This is a genomic window from Celerinatantimonas diazotrophica, assembly GCF_004339545.1.
GTDB lineage: Bacteria > Pseudomonadota > Gammaproteobacteria > Enterobacterales > Celerinatantimonadaceae > Celerinatantimonas > Celerinatantimonas diazotrophica.
Genome location: NZ_SMGD01000012.1, coordinates 59,073 through 81,391, shown reverse-complemented (window position 1 = coordinate 81,391; position 22,319 = coordinate 59,073). Strand labels below are relative to the sequence as shown.

General features: G+C 44.6%; 18 protein-coding genes. 4 read left to right on the top strand and 14 right to left on the bottom strand.

Translation table 11 applies throughout. From position 1 onward, the window contains the following. The first annotated feature begins 139 nt into the window (after positions 1-139). Positions 140-2,230, top strand: a complete 2,091-nt coding sequence (fusA, locus tag EV690_RS06710) for an elongation factor G (RefSeq protein ID WP_131912235.1) — start codon at positions 140-142, stop codon at positions 2,228-2,230. 167 nt (positions 2,231-2,397) lie between these two features. Then, positions 2,398-2,739 (top strand): GFA family protein, encoded by a 342-nt coding sequence (locus tag EV690_RS06705; protein ID WP_131912234.1) that lies wholly within the window; start codon positions 2,398-2,400, stop codon positions 2,737-2,739. 174 nt (positions 2,740-2,913) lie between these two features. On the opposite strand, the gene EV690_RS06700 is transcribed toward EV690_RS06705, so the two are convergent. Next, positions 2,914-3,303 carry a universal stress protein gene (locus EV690_RS06700; protein WP_131912233.1) on the bottom strand — a complete coding sequence of 130 codons (390 nt, stop codon included), beginning with the start codon at positions 3,301-3,303 and terminating at the stop codon, positions 2,914-2,916. A 996-nt stretch (positions 3,304-4,299) separates the two neighbouring features. On the opposite strand from EV690_RS06700, the gene EV690_RS06695 reads away from it, so the two are divergent. Continuing rightward, entirely contained in the window at positions 4,300-5,241 is a 942-nt protein-coding gene (locus EV690_RS06695) for a VirK/YbjX family protein (protein WP_131912232.1), read from the top strand. 81 nt (positions 5,242-5,322) lie between these two features. Then, complete coding sequence (gene yghU, locus EV690_RS06690; protein WP_131912231.1) at positions 5,323-6,168, top strand: glutathione-dependent disulfide-bond oxidoreductase; 846 nt, start codon at positions 5,323-5,325, stop codon at positions 6,166-6,168. A gap of 140 nt (positions 6,169-6,308) precedes the next feature. On the opposite strand, the gene EV690_RS06685 is transcribed toward yghU, so the two are convergent. The 13 genes from EV690_RS06685 to rplJ all read right to left on the bottom strand — a co-directional run bounded on the left by EV690_RS06685 (position 6,309) and on the right by rplJ (position 22,270). After that, a complete protein-coding gene (locus EV690_RS06685; protein ID WP_131912230.1) occupies positions 6,309-6,506 on the bottom strand; it encodes a hypothetical protein in 198 nt (65 codons plus the stop codon). A gap of 163 nt (positions 6,507-6,669) precedes the next feature. Further along, positions 6,670-7,854: an elongation factor Tu gene (tuf, locus tag EV690_RS06680; protein ID WP_131912229.1), complete on the bottom strand. Its 1,185-nt coding sequence runs from the start codon at positions 7,852-7,854 to the stop codon at positions 6,670-6,672. Between the two features lie 57 nt (positions 7,855-7,911). Continuing rightward, entirely contained in the window at positions 7,912-10,011 is a 2,100-nt protein-coding gene (gene fusA, locus EV690_RS06675; RefSeq protein ID WP_131912228.1) for an elongation factor G, read from the bottom strand. An 83-nt stretch (positions 10,012-10,094) separates the two neighbouring features. Continuing rightward, positions 10,095-10,565 carry a 30S ribosomal protein S7 gene (gene rpsG / locus EV690_RS06670; RefSeq protein WP_131912227.1) on the bottom strand — a complete coding sequence of 157 codons (471 nt, stop codon included), beginning with the start codon at positions 10,563-10,565 and terminating at the stop codon, positions 10,095-10,097. 92 nt (positions 10,566-10,657) lie between these two features. Further along, positions 10,658-11,032 (bottom strand): 30S ribosomal protein S12, encoded by a 375-nt coding sequence (gene rpsL, locus EV690_RS06665; protein ID WP_131912226.1) that lies wholly within the window; start codon positions 11,030-11,032, stop codon positions 10,658-10,660. Between the two features lie 242 nt (positions 11,033-11,274). Beyond that, entirely contained in the window at positions 11,275-11,556 is a 282-nt protein-coding gene (gene tusB, locus EV690_RS06660) for a sulfurtransferase complex subunit TusB (protein WP_131912225.1), read from the bottom strand. Further along, a complete protein-coding gene (tusC, locus tag EV690_RS06655; RefSeq protein WP_131912224.1) occupies positions 11,556-11,912 on the bottom strand; it encodes a sulfurtransferase complex subunit TusC in 357 nt (118 codons plus the stop codon). Before tusC ends, tusB begins: the two co-directional genes overlap by 1 nt. Continuing rightward, on the bottom strand, positions 11,909-12,304 hold the full coding sequence (tusD, locus tag EV690_RS06650) for a sulfurtransferase complex subunit TusD (RefSeq protein ID WP_224054942.1): 396 nt from the start codon (positions 12,302-12,304) through the stop codon (positions 11,909-11,911). Before tusD ends, tusC begins: the two co-directional genes overlap by 4 nt. Further along, positions 12,292-12,675 carry a RidA family protein gene (locus tag EV690_RS06645; RefSeq protein ID WP_131912223.1) on the bottom strand — a complete coding sequence of 128 codons (384 nt, stop codon included), beginning with the start codon at positions 12,673-12,675 and terminating at the stop codon, positions 12,292-12,294. Before EV690_RS06645 ends, tusD begins: the two co-directional genes overlap by 13 nt. A 138-nt stretch (positions 12,676-12,813) precedes the next feature. Next, positions 12,814-17,013, bottom strand: a complete 4,200-nt coding sequence (gene rpoC / locus EV690_RS06640; RefSeq protein WP_131912222.1) for a DNA-directed RNA polymerase subunit beta' — start codon at positions 17,011-17,013, stop codon at positions 12,814-12,816. A gap of 80 nt (positions 17,014-17,093) precedes the next feature. Continuing rightward, complete coding sequence (rpoB, locus tag EV690_RS06635; protein ID WP_131912221.1) at positions 17,094-21,125, bottom strand: DNA-directed RNA polymerase subunit beta; 4,032 nt, start codon at positions 21,123-21,125, stop codon at positions 17,094-17,096. A 224-nt stretch (positions 21,126-21,349) separates the two neighbouring features. Next, positions 21,350-21,718 carry a 50S ribosomal protein L7/L12 gene (gene rplL / locus EV690_RS06630; RefSeq protein WP_131912220.1) on the bottom strand — a complete coding sequence of 123 codons (369 nt, stop codon included), beginning with the start codon at positions 21,716-21,718 and terminating at the stop codon, positions 21,350-21,352. Between the two features lie 57 nt (positions 21,719-21,775). Continuing rightward, complete coding sequence (rplJ, locus tag EV690_RS06625) at positions 21,776-22,270, bottom strand: 50S ribosomal protein L10 (protein ID WP_131912219.1); 495 nt, start codon at positions 22,268-22,270, stop codon at positions 21,776-21,778. Between the last annotated feature and the right edge of the window lie 49 nt (positions 22,271-22,319).

Here is a 22,319-nt window from a genome sequence, read left to right as displayed (position 1 = left end):
ATCTAGAAACTATCGGCTTAGACTAAATTTCCAAAGAAAATTTTACAAAGAATGGTATTTAATCTAAAAAACGACGAGAAATACATCAAAAAAATAGGTAAAATACCGCGAAATTTTGTGTCTCCAACTGAGTATTGTTATGACAGACCTTCTAAAATACCGAAACATAGGCATTTTTGCCCATGTTGACGCTGGTAAAACCACAACAACTGAACGAATCTTGAAATTGACTGGTAAAATTCATAAAACCGGTGAAGTTCATGATGGTGCAGCAACAACCGACTTCATGGAACAGGAAGCAGAACGTGGGATTACTATTCAGTCCGCTGCAACAACCTGTTTTTGGAAAGATCACCGCCTGAACATTATCGATACTCCAGGACACGTTGACTTCACAGTTGAAGTATATCGTTCTCTGAAAGTTCTCGACGGCGGTGTGGGTGTATTCTGTGGTAGTGGTGGCGTTGAACCCCAATCAGAAACCAACTGGCGTTATGCAAACGAATCTGAAGTTGCCCGTGTGATCTTTGTCAATAAACTTGACCGTATGGGCGCGGACTTCTATCGCGTTGTCAAACAGATTAAAGATGTACTGAAAGCTCGCCCACTGGTTATGACGCTGCCAATTGGCCGTGAAGATGACTTCAAAGGTGTTGTTGATGTTCTTCAACAAAAAGCTTACATCTGGGATGAAACCGGACTTCCAGAAAACTATGAAATTGTTGATATTCCTGCAGATCTAGTTGACGACGCGCAAGCGTATCGCGAAGAGCTGATCGAAACAGCTCTGGAATTAGATGAAGACCTGATGATGGAATACCTTGAAGATGGTACCGAGCCAAGTATCGAAGATCTTAAACGGTGTATCCGTGAAGGGACTCGTAAACTTGAGTTCTTCCCAACTTATTGCGGTAGTGCATTTAAAAACAAAGGGATCCAGCTGGTACTGGATGCTGTTGTTGATTATCTGCCTGCGCCAACTGAAGTTGACCCTCAAGAGCTGACTGATGAAGAAACAGGTGAACCAACCGGTGAAAAAGCCATTGTTTCTGCAGACGAACCGCTGCGCGCATTAGCATTCAAAATTATGGATGACCGTTTCGGTGCCCTCACCTTTATCCGCATCTACTCTGGTGTGATGAAAAAAGGTGACACCATTTTGAACGCTGCAACCGGTAAAACAGAACGTATCGGTCGTATGGTCGAAATGAACGCAAATGACCGTACCGAGCTGACTTCAGCTCAAGCTGGTGACATCATCGCAGTTGTAGGGATGAAAAACGTTCAAACCGGTCATACTTTGTGTGATGTGAAACACCCTTGTACTCTGGAACCTATGATCTTCCCAGAACCAGTGATCTCAATTGCTGTTTCGCCAAAAGACAAAGGTTCTGTTGAAAAAATGGGGATCGCAATCGGTAAAATGGTGGCCGAAGATCCATCATTCCAGGTTGAAACTGATGAAGATTCAGGTGAAACCATCCTTAAAGGGATGGGTGAATTACACTTGGATATCAAAGTTGACATCCTTAAGCGTACTTACGGTGTTGAACTGGATGTCGGTAAACCTCAGGTTGCTTACCGTGAAACGATCACTCAGGAAGTTGAAGATAGCTACACCCATAAGAAACAGTCTGGTGGTTCTGGTCAGTTCGGTAAAATCGACTACCGCATCAAACCTGGTGAAGTGGGTTCAGGCTTCAAATTCACCTCAACCGTGGTTGGTGGTAACGTACCTAAAGAATTCTTCCCAGCCATTGAAAAAGGCTTCGCTGGCATGATGCAGGAAGGGGTTCTGGCGGGTTACCCAGTGCTTGATGTTGAAGTTGAACTGTTTGATGGTGGTTACCATGCAGTCGACTCCTCTGCAATTGCGTTTGAAATTGCAGCGAAAGGCGCATTCCGTCAGTCTATGCCAAAAGCAGGCCCTCAGCTGATTGAACCGATCATGAAAGTTGACGTATTCACTCCTGATGACAATGTTGGTGATGTTATCGGTGACTTGAACCGTCGCCGTGGTATGATCAAAGCTCAGGATCCAGGTGCGACAGGTGTACGTATTAAAGCAGATGTACCATTATCAGAAATGTTTGGTTACATTGGCCACCTGCGTACAATCACCTCTGGTCGTGGTCAATTCTCTATGGAATTCTCTCACTATCTGCCTTGTCCACAGAACGTTGCTGAACAAGTGATTGCAGAAGCTAAAGCTCGCAAAGCAGCTAAATAATTAGCTAACTTGTGGATTAAAAACCGTCGCTCTTGCGGCGGTTTTTTTATTGGTTAAATTCACCACAAAACTATTTACATCGAGATAGAATGAGCTGATAAAGATTGACAGATAATAACGCACCTTCAGTGGTGAAAGGTTTCAAGTTAATATGCGGAGCATAGTCCATGGAAGTCACATGTCATTGTGGAAATATCCATCTCAAATTACCAGCCTCCCCTAGCGAGGTCGGTCAATGTAATTGTTCAATATGTCGAAGATATGCGGCGTTATGGGCCTACTATTCTCCAGAAGAGATAACCGTCTCCCACACAAAAGAAAATACGGTTTTTTATATTTGGCAAGACCACGAAGTTGAATTTCATCGTTGTAATCTATGTGGTTGCATCACCCACTATGTTACAACACCAAAATGTGACGAGCAGATCTTAGCCGTCAATATGCGCATGGCAGGCCATGAAATTTTAAAAAACATCCCGGTCAGAGCAATTGACGGAGCATCACGATAAATGAGCTGAGAATGCCCGACAACAGGGCCCAGATACTGTGGTTCACTGAGCATATTGCATCTTTTTGAGCAGACTCAGCAATTTTTTACAATACATTTTTAATGTTTAAACGCGACGCTGCCTTCTTCATCGCTGCTATTTAGAAAATAGCTTCTCCGTTTCTGATTTTAGGTATCAGTCTAAATGTACAACTAGCAAGTCGACACTCACATTATTCACCAGCTTTGCAGCTGAGCTGAATAAATGAGTGACAGAGCGGTCGCGATGCCCGCAAACCACTAAATCGACATGTTCCTTTTCAACCATCCCAGCCACTTTGACGACTAAGTCACCAATCACCACCGAAGTGTCAGTAATCGGGTAATCACATTGATCCACCAATTGTTGCAACTGCTCTTTATAGTGCTGTCGATCTTTTCGTTCTTCGACAATATGGTCTACGTCAACATAGACAATCGATACCTTGGATTGACTAGGGACCGCTTGTTCGAGTGCTTTCTCGACTAGCATTTTGCTTGATTCGTCAGACAAATCAATGGCAACTAAAATGTGTTTATAGCTCATAACGTTTCTCCTAGAGAGATAGCGATGTGCCTACTATAAGGGTAGACTCTAATCGCTAACCTTAACAGTTATCCACTCTATTTTGTCTAACCCTCTGAAGAGTCTGGATCAATTCCCATTGAATTTTGGTAACGCCACCAATATTGTTAATTACATTATTATTAATAAATAACGATAGGTAAGATGAACAGAAAAGTAAGTATATTAGGGCGATGTATTATAATCATTGGAGGGGCTTATTCTGCACAACTAAATCAGGACACTTTTCTTAAAGGAGTTTGCTCATATTCAACTGGCGACAAATCACCATCAGCCGTATATTGAATTATTATATTCGATTATTAAAGTGTCCGGTTCAATTAGAGCAGATCACTCATGTTTAGACTGGCGTGAGAGGACATAAAGAACTGCATCGTCCCTGTATTTTGCCTTATCACTCGTACTTCAATGTTTCCGTCGAATTTCACAGATACATATATTGGAGCGAATCGAAATATTACCTTGAATTTTTCCTTTAATGACAATATAACAAGAGGATGGCATGGGTGGAATTTTCTTGTTTTTTATTGATGAAACCTTAAAAAGTAAGTCATCATCCATGCCATCCTGCCCCCATGAGAATAGTCAACTTTTTGTTATCGATAAGCTATTCACGCATCAGCTATCGCTCCTTCTGAGGACTTGCTGTAGATAGAAAACCAAGAAACAGAGCCCCCAATACGATTAGTAGTTTACAAGCTCTAGCTCCGTTTTATATAATCATTAGGCCTTCAGTTAACACAATCGCAACATTTGGATGTGAACCTACCAACTTAGGGATTTCTGCAATATTGTTCCATTAATCATTGCACCTGCACACTGAACGCAAAGCCATTTCAAGAATGACCCTTTATTAAACAATGGAATTGTTTGCTTATAACTTGTAACGGATGCAAGTCATTCTATTTAAAACAATAAAAGTTAGTCAAAGAAGCCAATAATTAAGGGGTAGCAGTGATGATCGTCCAATCGGCTCTTAAAGCCTGTGCGCACAATAAAAAACATAAAGCACGTCAAGTGAGTAAGTTTATCTTTCGTGCCTTAGTTTTTTATCCTTATTTTCGCAAAATGGTAAAATTTGTAGCCCAAGGCGACCGCATGCTGCTGCTGAATAAACAGCCCAAGTATCTAATGAAATGCATGGTGCCTTTTATCCATGTGGGTCTAAACAAGAAAGCAACTCTAGAATGGCTCAATGATCATTATCACTGGCTGGAACAGACGTTTACAGCACAAACCCGTGAAACTATCTATTTGGACGAAGTCGTACTGGCACAGCTTGATAAAGATGAGCAGCACTATCTGGTCACATTAAGCTTTGATGGTAAAGCTCGCAAAGAAGGTGAATTAACACTGTCGTTAAAAGATACTCAAAACAATGTTTATTATCTGTTGGCGTTTACCTATCATGCGGGTAGTTTTTATATCGGATGCATACAAGGAAGCACCAACGATAATGGCTTCAGCCATCAGTTTACCAAAACCTTTTATGGCATGCGGCCGAAGTCTTTTATGGTTATCACATTACAACTGCTAGCCCAACAGCTTGAGATTAAGTCACTCTATGCAGTGAAAAATGAAGCACATATTTATAACGCTAAACGCTATCATGGCAAAGCACAGCGCTTTAATCTGAACTATGACCAGCTTTGGGAAGAGTTAGAAGGGGTTAGCGCTGATGAATGGTTTTTCCAGTTACCTGTTGCGACAAGCCGCAGACCCATTGAAGAAATCAAACGCTCTCGGCGTAAAACATACCGCGAGCGCTATGCCTGGTTAGATCATTACGAAGATGAATTATCGAGCGCATTAATGCCCTGTTTGAGTGGCCATTGTCTACCCCATCAGCAATGCGCTAATCCCGGTATGAATCAACTGCATTCAAAATGCTTTGGATGACAACACCAACCCATTGTGATTACAATGGATTTCTTAAGTTTAGTATCCGTATGCAATACTCAATGCAATAAGGAGACAAATATGAGCAATGATACTTATCAGGTTCCTAAAGTCTGGCACAACGACAGTGATGCAGGCGGTACCTGGTCTAGCATTAATCGTCCCACTGCAGGTGCTCGCTATCAATCTGACCTTCCCCAAGGCAAACATCCATTGCAACTTTATTCAATGGGGACCCCCAATGGTCAAAAAGTCACGATTATGCTTGAAGAGCTGCTGGCATTGGGGATTGAAGGTGCTGAGTACGATGCTCATCTCATCCGCATTGGCGAAAGCGAACAGTTCTCCAGCGGTTTTGTTGAATTGAATCCAAATTCTAAAATACCGGCATTGCTAGATACCCATGCAAAACCTTCTGTTCGCGTGTTTGAATCAGGCCATATTTTGCTATATCTAGCCGAAAAATTCGGCGAGTTTCTCTCAGCAGATCCATCTATTCGTGTTGAACAGATGAACTGGCTCTTCTGGCTTCAGGGGAGTGCTCCTTATTTGGGCGGTGGTTTTGGTCATTTCTACAACTACGCACCAGAAAAAATCGAGTATGCGATTAATCGCTTTACCATGGAAACCAAACGCCAACTTGACCTGCTCGACAAGCAATGTGCCCAACACCCATACATTGCAGGAGGCGAATACAGTATTGCGGATATCGCGATTTGGCCTTGGTATGGTTCACTGGTATTAGGCGACATATATGATGCAGCTGAATTCCTTGACGTGAATACCTATCCGAACCTGCAGCGCTGGGCACAGCATATTGCAGAGCGTCCTGCAGTCAAACGAGGTAAAATTGTCAACCGAACCTGGGGAGAGCCCCATCTAGACGAACGTCATGATGCCAGTGATTTTACCGCGTTAAACCTCTAACTTTTTCATTTCTATTCTAAATAAACCCAGTGATGAACGTGTTGATGACTCAATAATGGGCATCACTGGTTTATAATGCACTTAATAAAGATGCTAAGCTGGTGCGGATTTGCCGATGGAGTATTCTAAAATTTACTGGCTCACTCAAAAATAGCCGTAGAGATGGGCAATCGAACACCACTGACCCGCTCGATTTCAGTGACATTAAAATTGTTGAGAGTTATGGCAATCTGAATGGCATCAGTGTTTATCGCAAATGCCCCATGGCCGAGTTCTAAAACCCTAACTAACGAATCGCCCCAACCGCTAGCAGTGGCAAGTAGATAGAGTTTAAACAAAGACAATCCCATGATATTTATCTAACATCGGGGCATCTTTATGTACCATTTTTATAAGAGGGAGTATGAACTTTGATCTTACCTCCCCAGTCTTTGTGCCGATAAATTAAAGAGATAAAAAAACCGCCATTCGTGGCGGTTTTTGTCATTGGTGCTTTTAAGCTTAAGCGATGATTTTAGAAACCACACCAGCACCAACTGTACGACCACCTTCACGAATCGCAAAACGCAGACCTTCGTCCATTGCGATTGGGCAGATCAGTTGTACTGTGAACTTCACGTTGTCGCCAGGCATAACCATTTCAACACCTTCAGGCAGTTCAACAGCACCGGTTACGTCAGTTGTACGGAAGTAGAACTGTGGACGGTAACCTTTGAAGAAAGGAGTATGACGGCCACCTTCTTCTTTGCTCAATACATACACTTCAGCTTCGAAGTGAGTATGAGGTGTAATTGTACCTGGTTTAGACAGAACCTGACCCCGTTCAACCTGTTCACGCTTAGTACCACGCAACAGTGCACCAACGTTTTCACCAGCGCGTCCTTCGTCCAACATTTTGCGGAACATTTCAACACCGGTACAAGTGGTTTTCTGAGTATCGTGAATACCTACGATTTCAACTTCTTCACCAACTTTCAAAATACCACGTTCAACACGACCAGTAACTACAGTACCACGGCCAGAAATTGAGAATACGTCTTCAATAGGCAGCAGGAATGGGTGGTCAATATCGCGAATTGGTTCTGGGATGTTTTCATCCAGAGCTTTAGCTAGCTCAAGGATTTTTTCTTCCCATTTAGCTTCGCCTTGCAGCGCGCCCAGAGCACTACCCTGAATAACAGGAACATCATCACCTGGGAATTCATATTCAGTCAGCAGTTCACGAACTTCCATTTCAACCAGTTCGAGCAGCTCTTCATCATCAACCATGTCACATTTGTTCATGAATACGATGATGTAAGGAACACCAACCTGACGAGACAACAGGATGTGTTCACGAGTCTGAGGCATAGGGCCGTCAGTTGCAGCAACAACCAGAATAGCACCGTCCATCTGAGCGGCACCAGTGATCATGTTTTTCACATAGTCAGCATGTCCGGGGCAGTCAACGTGCGCATAGTGGCGAGTTGGCGTATCGTACTCAACATGCGAAGTGTTAATAGTAATACCACGTTCACGTTCTTCAGGGGCGTTATCAATTGCAGCAAAGTCTTTCGCTGCACCACCATAAGTTTTTGCCAAAACAGTTGTGATCGCGGCGGTCAGTGTAGTTTTACCGTGGTCAACGTGACCGATGGTACCAACGTTAACGTGCGGTTTCGTACGTTCAAATTTTTCTTTAGACACAGTATTTACCTTCTATATTGTCAGGCCAGTGAAAGCCAAGCCTTCGTCTAAATGGATTTATTTAGTTTTAGCTTCAATTACAGCTTCTGCAACATTTTTTGGTGCTTCATTATACTCTTGGAACTCCATTGAGTATGATGCACGCCCTTGCGTTGCAGAACGCAGGTCCGTTGCATAGCCGAACATTTCAGCCAGAGGCACTTTGGCACGGATGATTTTTAGGCCAACTGCGCCTTCATCCATGCCTTCAATAATACCACGGCGACGGTTCAAGTCACCGACAACATCACCCATCCACTCTTCAGGGGTAGTCACTTCTACTTTCATCATCGGTTCAAGCAAAGCTGGAGATGCCTGAAGAGCGCCTTTTTTGAAGCCCATAGAAGCGGCGATTTTAAATGCCATTTCATTCGAGTCGACTTCATGGAAAGAACCATCGAACAAGGTTGCTTTCACATCTAACATTGGATAACCAGCGAGAACCCCTTGAGACATCTGCTCACGGATCCCTTTATCAACTGCTGGAATGTATTCTTTAGGAACAGCACCACCAACAATTTTGTTCTCGAATGTATAACCTGTGCCAGATTCTTGTGGCTCCAATTTCAACCACACATGACCATACTGCCCTCGGCCACCTGATTGGCGGACAAATTTACCTTCAACTTCAACCGCTTTACGAATTGTTTCGCGATAAGCAACCTGAGGTTTACCCACGTTACATTCCACTTTGAATTCGCGTTTCATACGATCAACGATGATATCAAGGTGTAATTCACCCATACCAGAAATAATTGTCTGGCCAGATTCTTCATCAGTTTGAACTCTGAACGATGGATCTTCGGCCGCCAGTTTACCCAATGCAAGCCCCATTTTTTCTTGGTCAGCTTTAGTTCTGGGTTCAACAGCAATCGAAATAACCGGTTCTGGAAATTCCATCCGTTCCAAGATCACTTTGCTGTCCATATCGCACAGCGTATCACCTGTAGTGACATCTTTAAGGCCAATTGCAGCAGCAATATCACCCGCACAAACAGCCTTAATTTCTTTACGATCATTTGAATGCATCTGCACCAAACGACCAATGCGTTCACGTTTAAGTTTAACTGAGTTATAAACTTGGTCACCCGAGTTTAAAACCCCTGAATAAACACGTAAGAAGGTCAATGTACCAACAAATGGGTCGGTTGCTATTTTAAACGCCAATGCAGAAAACGGTTCGTCATCACTAGCATGACGTTCAACAGTATTGCCTTCTTCGTCTTCACCTTTAATTGATGGCACCTCAACAGGTGAAGGCATAAATTCAATCACTGCATCAAGTACAGCTTGAACACCTTTGTTTTTAAAAGCACTACCGCAAGTTGCAACGACAATTTCATTATTGAGCGTGCGAATACGCAAACCTGCTTTAATGTCGTCTTCTGAAAGATCACCTTCTTCAAGGTATTTATCCATCAGTTCTTCATTCGCTTCTGCGGCAGATTCAACCATGTACTCGCGCATTTTTGCAGCTTTTTCAGCTAGCTCAGCAGGAACGTCGCCGTAGGTAAAGGTCATCCCACGATCTTCATCATTCCAATTAATTGCCTTCATTTTAATCAGGTCAATTACACCTTTAAATGCATCTTCAGCACCAATATTGAGCTGAATAGGCACACAGGTTGCACCTAAGCGATGACGGATTTGTTCACAAACCCAGTCAAAATCCGCTCCGGCACGATCCATTTTGTTGACGAACACCATCCGAGGGACATGGTACTTATCAGCCTGACGCCATACTGTTTCAGACTGTGGTTCGACACCTGAAGCACCACAGAAAACCACGACAGCACCGTCAAGAACACGTAATGAACGCTCTACTTCAATAGTAAAGTCCACATGTCCGGGAGTGTCGATAATGTTGATTCGGTGACGAGGGAACTGTGCCTGCATACCTTGCCAGAAGGTTGTCGTGGCAGCAGAAGTAATGGTAATACCACGTTCCTGCTCTTGTTCCATCCAGTCCATGGTGGCAGCGCCATCGTGTACCTCACCAATCTTGTGAGACAGACCTGTATAAAACAGGATACGTTCTGTCGTGGTAGTTTTACCAGCATCCACGTGAGCAACAATACCGAGATTACGGTAGAGCTCGATTGGAGTTGTGCGAGCCATTTTATCCTCTTACTAAGGGCAACCCCTTAGAAAAAATGCGATAAAGAAAAAGGCGGCAGCATGGAACTGCCGCGACGAGGAAATTACCAACGGTAATGAGCAAACGCTTTGTTTGCATCAGCCATACGGTGAACGTCTTCACGTTTCTTAACCGCAGAACCTTTGTTTTCAGCTGCGTCCAGGATTTCTCCTGCCAAACGCTGAGCCATAGATTTTTCACCACGTTTACGTGCTGCATCCACCATCCAGCGCATACCCAGTGTGTTACGACGAACTGGGCGAACTTCAACTGGAACTTGGTATGTAGAACCACCAACACGGCGAGATTTAACTTCCACCGCTGGGCGCACGTTTTCCAGAGCTACTTCAAAAATTTCCTGGTGGCCTTTGCCTGATTTCTCAGCTGCAATATCTAGCGCACCATATACAATTTTTTCAGAAATAGATTTTTTACCGTCAACCATTACTACGTTGACAAATTTAGCCAACAATTCTGATCCGAATTTAGGATCTGGCAGAATTTTACGTTGACCGATGACGCGACGTCTAGGCATCTTAGTATTCTCCGATATGCTTCAGGTTACCCCAAAACGAAAATTAAAAAACTTCGTAAAATGAATGTTTGGCCTTACTTAACGGAGAACCATTAAGATTTTGGCCGTTTCGCACCGTATTTAGAACGACCTTGACGACGGTCATTCACACCAGCACAGTCTAATGCGCCGCGAACAGTGTGATAACGAACACCTGGTAAGTCTTTAACACGACCACCACGAATCAGAATAACTGAGTGTTCCTGCAGGTTGTGACCTTCACCACCAATGTATGAAGTCACTTCATAGCCATTAGTTAAGCGAACACGCGCAACTTTACGCAGTGCAGAGTTAGGTTTTTTTGGTGTAGTAGTGTATACACGAGTACATACACCACGACGCTGTGGGCACGCTTGCAAAGCCGGTACGTTGTTTTTAACAACTTTAGGGCTACGCGATTTGCGTACCAACTGGTTAATAGTTGCCATTGAAAATAGCTCCTGGTTCAAATTTTTTAAACATGTGAAAAATCCCCCGCAATAAACGGGAGGCGAAATTTTATTCGCTTAAGCTAACAGAGTCAAGATATACGATACGCTTTAATGCGTGATATCAAAGGCAACGAGGCCGCTTATTCATAAAACAGCAAGGGGCTTTGTTATATGCTCTTTTAGTTGCCTAATTTTACTGCCAATTTATGCTGCCGTCATAACATTTCGTCAAAATTCGCTCACCAAGTTAACGATTTATCATGCTCAACGCTTAAGCTGACCCACTTAGCCATATCCGCTCGCTGATAAACTGCGTCGACACTCAGTCCTCGAGCGACAACATCATCAACGAGTATAAAAACTTGGCCTTGTTGCGCCCGTTTTTTCAGTGGCTCGATTGGGTTTTGGCTCAGATAAACTCCGTCTTCAATTAATAACAGAGCGTCACTTGAACTCATTTGATACAGACAGCGCTGCAAGTCACGGCCGAGAGAATGGCTGCCACGATAAATATGCAACATTAAAACCTCACTATCAGCGAATGTTGCGCCAACAAATCAGCCGCTCTGGCATCATCGATAATTTGCAGATCGATGCTCATTTGCTCAAAGGCAATGCCGCGCTCTTCTAGATCGCTCTTACATGCATAACAGTGCTCAATGTCATAGAGGCTGAGCATCCCGTAAGTAGGCTCGATATGGCGCTGTAAAATCGCCTGCGGTTGCTGGCCTTTCATTAATTGCCATACCCCATCCCCTTCAAACAACACACTGATCTGGTCACAAACCGCCGAAGCTGCTAATACCGCATCTAAGCCTTCACGGGCAAATGAACTGCCATGCGGTGCATGCGTCAGGATAAATAGCATCGATTTCATAGCTGCATCACTCGATCCGCTTGTTGCATAGCAATTGTCATTTCAGCAAGGCCTGAGACCTGAAACGGCTCACGAAGATTAAACATCGAATTTTTAGCTTGGCAGTGATCAATATAACCACGCCGAGCCGCAGCACCGACACAGACTAATAGCTGACATTGAGTCTGTTGGCAAAGCTCACACCAACTTTGATACAAATGGTGCTCATCAGATGCTGGTGACAAAAAACAGTTGGCGTTCGATGTGCCTTCTAAATAGAAAAACACCGATTTAAGGATATGCCCTTGCTCAACCAAAGCTCTGGCAAAACGCAAAGCAGTTGTGCCGCCTTGCCGCCCATAGGCAGCGGATGTCACCAGCAATGTATAGGTCAGAGGCATTATTTCAAACAAGCAATGGCTTCAACTTCGACCAAAACATCTTTCGGCAAACGCGAAACTTCAACGCATGAGCGAGCTGGAGGCGTTTCCAAAAAATAGGTTCCGTACACTTCGTTAAACGCTGCAAAATTATTCATGTCGCTTAAAAAGCAAGTGGTCTTAACCACCGTTGAGTGATCAGCGCCGCCCGCTTCTAATACCGCCATCAAGTTATCTAACACGCGTTTTGCTTGTTCTTTAATACCACCTTCAACCAAAGTCATGGTCTTCGGGTCCAATGGGATCTGACCGGAAGCATAAACAATCCCATCAACTTTAGTACCTTGTGAATAGGGTCCGATAGCTGCGGGGGCATCATCGGTAGAAATAATCTGTTTTCCCATAATAAATTCCTAACATGATCAATATTACTAAAAAGTTAGTCTGTGCAGCTTCAAAGCTGTTGTCAATGGTTACTGGCACAAAATAATAAGGCGACCCAAAGGCCGCCTTAAGCACTTAAAACCAGTAAAGATTGCGCTTTATTCGCCGTGATCAGCTGCGTTAAGCAAATCTGCCAGATTCTGTTCTGCTTCATCAGCAGTAATCTGTGGTGCTGGTTCATTACGGCTACGACGTTGCTGGTGATAAGCAAAGCCAGTACCGGCAGGAATCAGTCGACCTACAATAACGTTTTCTTTCAGGCCGCGTAATTCGTCCTGTTTGCCGCTGACGGCCGCTTCAGTCAATACGCGAGTCGTTTCCTGGAACGATGCAGCTGAGATAAATGACTCAGTTGACAACGATGCCTTAGTAATCCCTAACAGTTCGCGCTGATAAGTTGCGCCCTGTTTGCCTTCGGCTTCCAAACGACGGTTTTCGATATTAACGCGCGCCACTTCAACCTGTTCACCCGGTAAGAAGTTACTGTCACCTGCAGTGCTGATAATACATTTACGCAGCATCTGACGAACGATCGTCTCAATGTGTTTGTCATTGATTTTCACGCCCTGCAAACGATATACATCTTGCACTTCGTTCACGATATAAGCTGCCACTGCATGAATACCACGCAGACGCAAAATATCATGTGGTGATTCTGGACCATCGGCAATGACTTCACCTTTCTGGACTTTTTCACCTTCGAACACGTTCAGATTACGCCATTTTGGAATCATCTCCTCGTACGCATCACCTTCACTTGGTGTAATGACCAGACGACGTTTACCTTTGGTTTCTTTACCAAAACTAATCGTACCGTCAATTTCTGCCAGAATAGCCGGCTCTTTGGGCTGACGAGCTTCGAACAAGTCGGCAACTCGTGGCAGACCACCGGTAATATCTTTGGTACCGCCAGATTCCTGAGGAATACGAGCCAGAGCATCACCGATATTAATCTGCGCGCCATCTTCGAGGTTGACAATCGCTTTACCAGGCAAGAAGTAAGATGCAACCACATCCGTACCAGGGATCAGCAGATCTTTGCCGTCATCATCAACCATTTTCACCATTGGACGCATTTCTTTACCTGCGCCAGAGCGTTCATTTGCATCCATCACTACGATGCTCGACAAACCAGTCAACTCATCGGTTTGACGACTAATGGTAACGCCTTCGATCATATCAACAAATTTAATATGACCAGCTACTTCGGTGATAATTGGGTGAGTATGTGGGTCCCAGTTGGCAACGATATCGCCCGCTTTCACTTCTCCGCCATCTTGCGCTTCAAGGATACTACCGTAAGTCAGTTTATGACTTTCTTTAGTACGCCCCATTTCATCAATAATGGTCAGTTCAGTTGAACGCGATGTGATAACCACTTTCCCTTCGGAGTTTTTCACATACTTAGCGTTGTGCAGTTTCACAGAACCAGAGTTTTTCACCTGAATGTTACTTTCTGCTGCTGCACGAGATGCCGCACCACCAATGTGGAACGTACGCATGGTCAGCTGAGTACCCGGTTCACCAATTGACTGTGCAGCAACAACTCCCACCGCTTCGCCAATTCCAACCTGATGACCACGAGCCAAGTCACGGCCATAACATTTAGCACACACACCATAGTCAACCTGACAGCTAATGACAGAGCGAACTAGGACATGATCAACTGAGTTGGTTTCTAGAACGTCACACAGTTTTTCGTCGAGCAGCGTATTACGCTCAACCAGCACTTCGTTATCCGTTCCTGGTTTAATGACGTCTTCAGCAACGACTCGACCCAGTACCCGTTCACGCAGTGGTTCAACCACATCACCGCCTTCAATCAGCGGAGTCATCATCACACCATCATGAGTGCCGCAATCGTCTTCAACAATGACTAAGTCTTGAGCGACGTCAACCAAACGACGTGTCAGATAACCTGAGTTTGCTGTTTTCAGTGCAGTATCCGCCAAACCTTTACGAGCACCATGCGTAGAGATGAAGTACTGGAGTACGTTCAAACCTTCGCGGAAGTTCGCAATAATAGGCGTTTCGATAATAGAGCCATCCGGTTTTGCCATCAGACCACGCATACCAGCGAGCTGACGGATCTGAGCGGCACTACCACGCGCCCCTGAATCGGCCATCATATAAATACTGTTAAACGAATCCTGCGATTCTTCTTCACCATCACGGTTAATAACCGTTTCAGTTGAAAGGTTAGCCATCATCGCTTTAGACAGTTTGTCGTTGGCAGTCGCCCAGATATCGATCGCTTTGTTATAGCGTTCACCAGCAGTCACCAAACCACTTTGGAACTGTTCCTGAATTTCGGTAACTTCCGCTTCAGCATCACCAATAATTTGTGCTTTTTCAGGTGGAATTTCCATATCGTTAATGCCGATAGAAATACCTGACAAAGTTGCATAGTGATAACCGGTATACATCAATTGGTCAGCAAAAATAACAGAAGCTTTTAGTCCCAAACGACGATAACAAACGTTGATCAGTTTTGAGATCTGTTTTTTACCCAATGCATTATCTAACAGTGAGAAAGGCAGACCGTCAGGGAAGATCAGCCACATAATGGCACGACCAACGGTGGTATCTTTTAATTCGATTTTTTCAACACGAGAGCCGTCATCTGCAACCTCAACTTCACGGATTCGGACTTTTACTCGCGCATGCAAGTCAACCACGCCAGCACGATAAAGCTTCTCAGCTTCTTTCGGGCTTTCGAGGTACATCCCTTCACCTTTAACGTTAATTTTCGGGCGAGTTGCATAATACAAGCCCAAGACAACGTCCTGTGAAGGAACAATAATTGGATCACCGTTGGCAGGCGATAGCACGTTGTTAGTTGCCATCATCAACGTCCGCGCTTCAAGCTGTGCTTCAAGTGTCAGCGGTACGTGAACGGCCATCTGGTCACCATCGAAGTCGGCGTTATAAGCCGCACACACTAATGGGTGCAACTGCATCGCTTTACCTTCGATCAAAACAGGTTCGAATGCCTGGATCCCCAAACGGTGCAAGGTTGGTGCACGGTTAAGCATAACCGGATGTTCACGGATAACTTCTTCTAAGATATCCCAAACTTCAGCCCCTTCACGCTCGACCATTTTCTTGGCCGCCTTGATGGTCGTCGCCAGACCACGCGCTTCAAGCTTGCCATAGATGAATGGCTTGAACAGTTCAAGTGCCATTTTTTTAGGCAAACCGCATTGATGCAGACGCAGGTATGGACCTACAGTAATCACTGATCGACCTGAATAGTCGACACGTTTACCAAGCAAGTTCTGCCGGAAACGCCCCTGTTTACCTTTGATCATATCGGCCAAAGATTTCAGAGGACGCTTGTTAGAACCGGTAATCGCACGACCACGGCGACCATTATCAAGAAGCGCATCGACGGCTTCTTGTAGCATCCGTTTTTCGTTGCGAACAATAATGTCTGGTGCTGCCAGATCCAACAGTCGTTTCAGACGGTTGTTACGGTTAATCACCCGACGATACAGATCATTCAAATCTGACGTTGCAAAACGGCCACCATCGAGCGGTACCAACGGACGCAGATCCGGTGGCAGTACAGGTAGCACAGTCAGAATCATCCATTCTGGCTTATTGCCAGACTGTTCAAACGCTTCCATTAACTTCAAGCGTTTCGTCAGTTTTTTGCGTTTTGTTTCAGAATTAGTTGCACCTAATTCTTCACGCATAACTTCAATTTCTTTGGCCAGTTCAATCTGACGCAGCAAATCGAGAACCGCTTCGGCTCCCATTTTTGCTTCAAATTCATCTCCGTATTCTTCTAATGAATCCAGATACTGTTCTTCAGTCAACATCTGACCCCGTTCAAGGGTCGTCATGCCTGGTTCAGTCACAACAAACGATTCAAAATATAGAACACGTTCAATATCACGCAGTGTCATATCTAGTAACAAACCGATGCGAGATGGCAGCGATTTTAAAAACCAGATATGTGCAACTGGCGATGCCAGCTCGATGTGGCCCATACGTTCACGACGTACTTTGGATTGAGTAACCTCAACACCACATTTTTCACAAATAACACCACGGTGTTTCAGGCGCTTGTACTTCCCACACAAACACTCGTAATCTTTTACCGGACCAAAAATCCGGGCACAGAACAGACCGTCGCGTTCAGGCTTAAAAGTCCGGTAGTTAATCGTTTCCGGTTTTTTTACTTCACCAAATGACCAACTACGGATCTGATCTGGTGAAGCCAGACCAATTTTGATCCCTTCAAACTCTTCGGTCTTATTTTGTTGCTTAAGAAACTTAAGTAAGTCTTTCACGTTTCTCTCCAGTGTGGAGTCAAACCTAGCGGGAGGTGCAAGCACACTCCCACAAAATTGATTCACCCGTTAAACGACGGCTATTCCTGATCCAACTCAATGTTGATACCGAGTGACCGGATCTCTTTGAGCAATACGTTAAATGATTCTGGAATACCAGGTTCCATTTTATGGTTACCATCAACGATATTCTTATACATCTTCGTACGACCGTTCACGTCATCTGATTTAACAGTCAGCATTTCCTGCAGCGTATAAGCTGCACCATATGCTTCCAGTGCCCACACTTCCATCTCACCAAAGCGCTGACCACCGAACTGAGCTTTACCACCCAGAGGCTGCTGAGTAACCAGACTATAAGAACCGGTTGAACGTGCATGCATTTTGTCATCAACCAAGTGGTTCAGTTTCAGCATGTACATATAACCAACCGTGGTCTGACGTTCAAATGGCATCCCGGTGCGGCCATCGTACAATTGGATCTGACCAGAATCTGGAATATCAGCCAAACGAAGCAGTTCCTTAATCTCTGGTTCATGGGCACCGTCAAACGCAGGCGTTGCCATTGGCACACCTTTACGTAAGTTTTGCGCCAGAGTCAGCAGTTCTTCATCGCTGTATTCGTCTAAATTAACTTGCTGACGAGTATGACCTAAGTCATATACTTTCTGGATGAATTCGCGAATTTTCGCCAATTCAACACCACGTTGATCTTTGAGCATTGCATCAATTTTCTCACCGACACCTTTCGCTGCCATCCCCAAATGGGTTTCGAGAATCTGACCAATGTTCATACGTGATGGCACCCCTAGCGGGTTCAACACGATATCAACCGGGCGACCTGTTTCGTCATAAGGCATATCTTCACGAGGCACAATAATTGAAACCACACCTTTGTTCCCGTGACGACCGGCCATTTTATCCCCAGGTTGGATCCGACGTTTCACGGCCAGATAGACTTTGACGATTTTCAGCACGCCTGGTGCCAAATCGTCACCTTGGGTAATTTTGCGACGTTTAATATCCAGTTTTTTCTCAAAATCAGCTTTCAGCTCGTCATACTGCTGAGCAATCTGCTCCAGATGAGTCTGCGCGTCTTCATCGATCAAGGCAATTTCAAACCAATCAGCAGGTTTCATACGACCTAAATCAGCTTCTGATTTTCCAGCACTTAACAGCAATGACTTAGCTCGAGCTAAAATCCCTTCTTCAAAGATTTTAAACTCTTCTGTCAAATCTTTCTTCGCTTCGCGCAGCTGGGCATCTTGGATATCAATAGCACGTTTATCTTTTTCAACGCCATCACGAGTGAAGACCTGAATGTCGATCACGGTGCCGTATGTTGAGTTCGGTACCCGCAAAGATGTGTCTTTCACATCCGAAGCTTTTTCACCGAAAATCGCTCGCAACAGTTTTTCTTCTGGAGTCAGCTGGGTCTCACCTTTAGGCGTGACTTTGCCTACTAAAATATCACCAGGTTTGACTTCAGCTCCAACATAAACAATCCCGGATTCATCCAGTTTGCTTAAAGCAGATTCACCTACATTTGGGATATCCGCAGAAATTTCTTCTGGCCCCAATTTGGTATCACGAGCAATACAAGAAAGCTCTTGAATATGAATCGTGGTGAAACGATCTTCTTTTACTACATCTTCATTGAGCAAGATGGAGTCTTCATAGTTATAACCATTCCAAGGCATGAACGCGACGCGCATATTTTGGCCTAGTGACAACTCACCTAAGTCAGTTGATGGGCCATCAGCTAATACATCACCTTTCATGACCGGCTCACCCGTTTTAACAACTGGGCGTTGGTTGATACAGGTGTTCTGGTTTGACCGGGTATATTTAGTCAATGAATAGATATCAATACCCGCTTCGCCTGGACGCAACTCATCTTCGTTAACTTTAATCACAATACGAGATGCATCGGCATAGTTAACAAAGCCACCACGTTTAGCCACCACAGTCACACCTGAGTCGACAGCAACAGCACGTTCGATCCCGGTACCAACCAGCGGTTTATCTGAACGAATAGTCGGTACAGCCTGACGTTGCATGTTCGATCCCATCAGGGCTCGGTTCGCATCATCATGTTCAAGGAATGGAATCAATGAAGCCGCAACAGAAATAATCTGCTGAGGAGACACATCCATAAACTGAACCTGATCCGGTGTCATATATGTAGATTCACCACGATGACGACAAGGAACCAGCTCTTCGGTTAAACGACCGTCTGCATCAAATGGCGCATTTGCCTGAGCAATGACATATTTACCTTCATCAATGGCTGACAAAAACTCAACATCATCAGAAATGACACCACTATTGACGCGGCGATAAGGCGTTTCCAAGAAACCATAATCATTAGTGCGAGAATAAACCGCCAAAGAGTTAATCAGACCAATGTTTGGTCCTTCTGGCGTTTCAATTGGGCACAACCGACCATAGTGAGTTGGGTGTACGTCGCGCACTTCAAACCCGGCACGTTCACGAGTCAGCCCACCCGGACCTAATGCAGAAATACGACGCTTATGGGTCACTTCTGACAGCGGGTTGTTCTGGTCCATAAATTGAGACAGTTGCGAAGAGCCAAAGAACTCTTTCACCGCTGCCGAAATCGGTTTAGCGTTAATCAGATCCTGAGGCATCAGTGAGTCAAGGTCACCCAAGCTCAAACGTTCTCGAACCGCTCGTTCAACACGAACCAAGCCAACTCGGAACTGATTTTCAGCCATCTCACCGACACTACGGATACGGCGGTTACCCAAGTGGTCGATATCATCGACTTCACCATGACCGTTACGAATGTCGATCAGAGTTTTCATGACAGACAGGATATCGGTTTTATCCAAAATACCTGCTTCATTACCATCTTCACGGCTGACACGGCTGTTAAATTTCATCCGACCAACGGTAGACAGATCATAACGATCTGTGCTGAAGAATAAGTTTTCAAACAGTGATTCTGCAGCTTCGCGTGTTGGTGGCTCACCCGGGCGCATCATTCGATAAATTTCAACTAACGCTTCCAAGCGGTTCGTTGATGCATCGCTGCGCAGAGTGTCAGAAATAAACGCCCCATTATCCAAATCGTTGGTATAAATGGTTGTCAATTTAGTAAAGCCAGCTTGCGATAATGTTGCAACCAGCTCTAAGGTTAATTCGGTATTGGCACTTGCAACCACTTCACCTGTTGATTCATCAACATAGTCATGGGCAAGTACTTTGCCAGCCAAATATTCCAGTGGAACTTCAAGCTCACTCACGTTTGCTTTTTCCAACTTACGAATATGACGAGCAGTAATGCGACGACCTTTTTCTACAAGCGTATCGCCTTCGAGGAGAATATCGAAAGAAGCAACATCGCCGCGTAGACGTGAAGGAACAAGTTCCATCCAGACTTTGCCATCACGAATTTCAAAATGAGTCGAATCGAAGAAATAATTCAGGATTTCTTCGCTGCTCATATCCATTGCTCGCAAAATAATAGTTGCTGGCAATTTACGACGGCGGTCAATACGCACAAATAGGTTATCTTTAGGATCGAACTCAAAGTCCAACCAAGAACCACGGTAAGGGATTACTCGGGCGTTATACAGAACTTTCCCTGAGGAATGCGTTTTACCACGGTCATGATCAAAGAAAACCCCGGGACTACGATGTAACTGCGATACGATAACCCGCTCAGTACCGTTAATCACAAATGTACCGTTCTCTGTCATGAGAGGAATTTCTCCCATGTACACTTCTTGCTCTTTGATATCCTTGACAGTGCCCGCTGGTGCATCTTTATCATACAGCACCAACCGTAGTTTTACCCGCAATGGAGCAGAATAGGTAACACCACGGATTTGACATTCTTTCACGTCAAATACCGGTTCACCTAAACGGTAACTCACATACTGCAACTCTGAATAGCCAGAATAACTAGCTATTGGGAAAACACTACGAAACGCTGCTTCCAGGCCATACTCGCCTTCAGGATCGACTTCGATAAATTTCTCGAAAGAGTCAAGCTGGATAGATAGCAGGTAAGGCGTATCCACTACTTGAGGACGTTTCCCGAAGTCCTTACGAATGCGTTTTTTCTCTGTATAAGAGTAAACCATATGGTTCCTCAGCTCGCTGATAAGTGACCCACTCTGTCCTTTGACGGGACAGTTCTAACTTACGTCATTTCCTAATCTGAAGTATGCAGAATACGCATACTTAAGGCGCAAGATAATCGGTTGAAATGGCGTGAAATTACCGACATCCTACAGCGCAAAAAGGCCGGTGATTAAAAAATCACCAGCCAATGCCTTATTCAGGCTGTAATCTACTATAACGCAGATTACTTAACTTCAACTTCAGCACCAGCTTCTTCAAGCTGAGCTTTAAGCTGTTCAGCTTCTTCTTTAGAAACGGCTTCTTTAACTGGCGTAGGTGCAGCTTCAACCAAAGCTTTTGCTTCTTTAAGGCCAAGACCTGTTGCACTACGAACAGCTTTAATAGCTGCAACTTTGTTCGCGCCAGCCGCTTTCAGGACAACGTCAAACTCAGTTTGTTCTTCAACTGCAGCAGCTTCGCCTGCACCACCGGCAACAACAGCTGCTGCTGCGGTAACGCCGAATTTTTCTTCCATTGCTTCAATTAATTCAACTACGTCCATTACTGACATTTCAGCAACAGCTTCGATGATTTGGTCTTTAGTGATAGACATGACTCAAAATCCTAAATCTTAGATAAAAATTTAAACAGTTAAGCAGCAAATTGCAAATTAGGCTGCCACTTGCTCTTTCTGATCGCGAATCGCAGCAATGGTACGAACCAATTTGCCTGCGGCAGCTTCTTTCATTGTTGCCATCAATTTCGCGATAGCTTCGTCGTATGTTGGCAGTTTCGCCAAAACGTTTACGTCTGCTAATGCACCTTCAAATGCTGCAGCTTTAACTTCGAAGTCGGCTTGTTCTTTTGCAAAATCAGTGAACAAACGAGCCGCAGCTCCTGGATGTTCGTTCGAAAATGCAATCAGAGTTGGACCTTTAAAGGTATCAACCAGACATTCGTAGTCAGTTCCTTCCACCGCGCGACGTGCTAATGTGTTGCGAACAACACGCATGTAAACGCCTGCTTCACGTGCTTTAGCACGTAATTGAGTCATAGCGTCTACAGTTACACCGCGAGAGTCAGCTGTAACAGCAGAAAGGGCACCTTTGGCAGCTTCGTTGACGTCAGCGACAATTTGCTTTTTGTCTTCGAGTCTTAATGCCATTGGCTTTACTCCTGGATTCCAAACTAGGTAATAACCTAGTACTAATGAT

What these genes read in the sequence shown, in the direction of transcription:
- fusA (WP_131912235.1), top strand. Translation starts at nt 140, where the DNA reads ATGACAGACCTTCTAAAATACCGAAACATAGGCATTTTTGCCCATGTT.
- EV690_RS06705 (WP_131912234.1), top strand. Translation starts at nt 2,398, where the DNA reads ATGGAAGTCACATGTCATTGTGGAAATATCCATCTCAAATTACCAGCC.
- EV690_RS06700 (WP_131912233.1), bottom strand. Translation starts at nt 3,303, where the DNA reads ATGAGCTATAAACACATTTTAGTTGCCATTGATTTGTCTGACGAATCA.
- EV690_RS06695 (WP_131912232.1), top strand. Translation starts at nt 4,300, where the DNA reads ATGATCGTCCAATCGGCTCTTAAAGCCTGTGCGCACAATAAAAAACAT.
- yghU (WP_131912231.1), top strand. Translation starts at nt 5,323, where the DNA reads ATGAGCAATGATACTTATCAGGTTCCTAAAGTCTGGCACAACGACAGT.
- fusA (WP_131912228.1), bottom strand. Translation starts at nt 10,011, where the DNA reads ATGGCTCGCACAACTCCAATCGAGCTCTACCGTAATCTCGGTATTGTT.
- rpsG (WP_131912227.1), bottom strand. Translation starts at nt 10,565, where the DNA reads ATGCCTAGACGTCGCGTCATCGGTCAACGTAAAATTCTGCCAGATCCT.
- rpsL (WP_131912226.1), bottom strand. Translation starts at nt 11,032, where the DNA reads ATGGCAACTATTAACCAGTTGGTACGCAAATCGCGTAGCCCTAAAGTT.
- tusB (WP_131912225.1), bottom strand. Translation starts at nt 11,556, where the DNA reads ATGTTGCATATTTATCGTGGCAGCCATTCTCTCGGCCGTGACTTGCAG.
- tusC (WP_131912224.1), bottom strand. Translation starts at nt 11,912, where the DNA reads ATGAAATCGATGCTATTTATCCTGACGCATGCACCGCATGGCAGTTCA.
- EV690_RS06645 (WP_131912223.1), bottom strand. Translation starts at nt 12,675, where the DNA reads ATGGGAAAACAGATTATTTCTACCGATGATGCCCCCGCAGCTATCGGA.
- rpoB (WP_131912221.1), bottom strand. Translation starts at nt 21,125, where the DNA reads ATGGTTTACTCTTATACAGAGAAAAAACGCATTCGTAAGGACTTCGGG.
- rplL (WP_131912220.1), bottom strand. Translation starts at nt 21,718, where the DNA reads ATGTCTATCACTAAAGACCAAATCATCGAAGCTGTTGCTGAAATGTCA.
- rplJ (WP_131912219.1), bottom strand. Translation starts at nt 22,270, where the DNA reads ATGGCATTAAGACTCGAAGACAAAAAGCAAATTGTCGCTGACGTCAAC.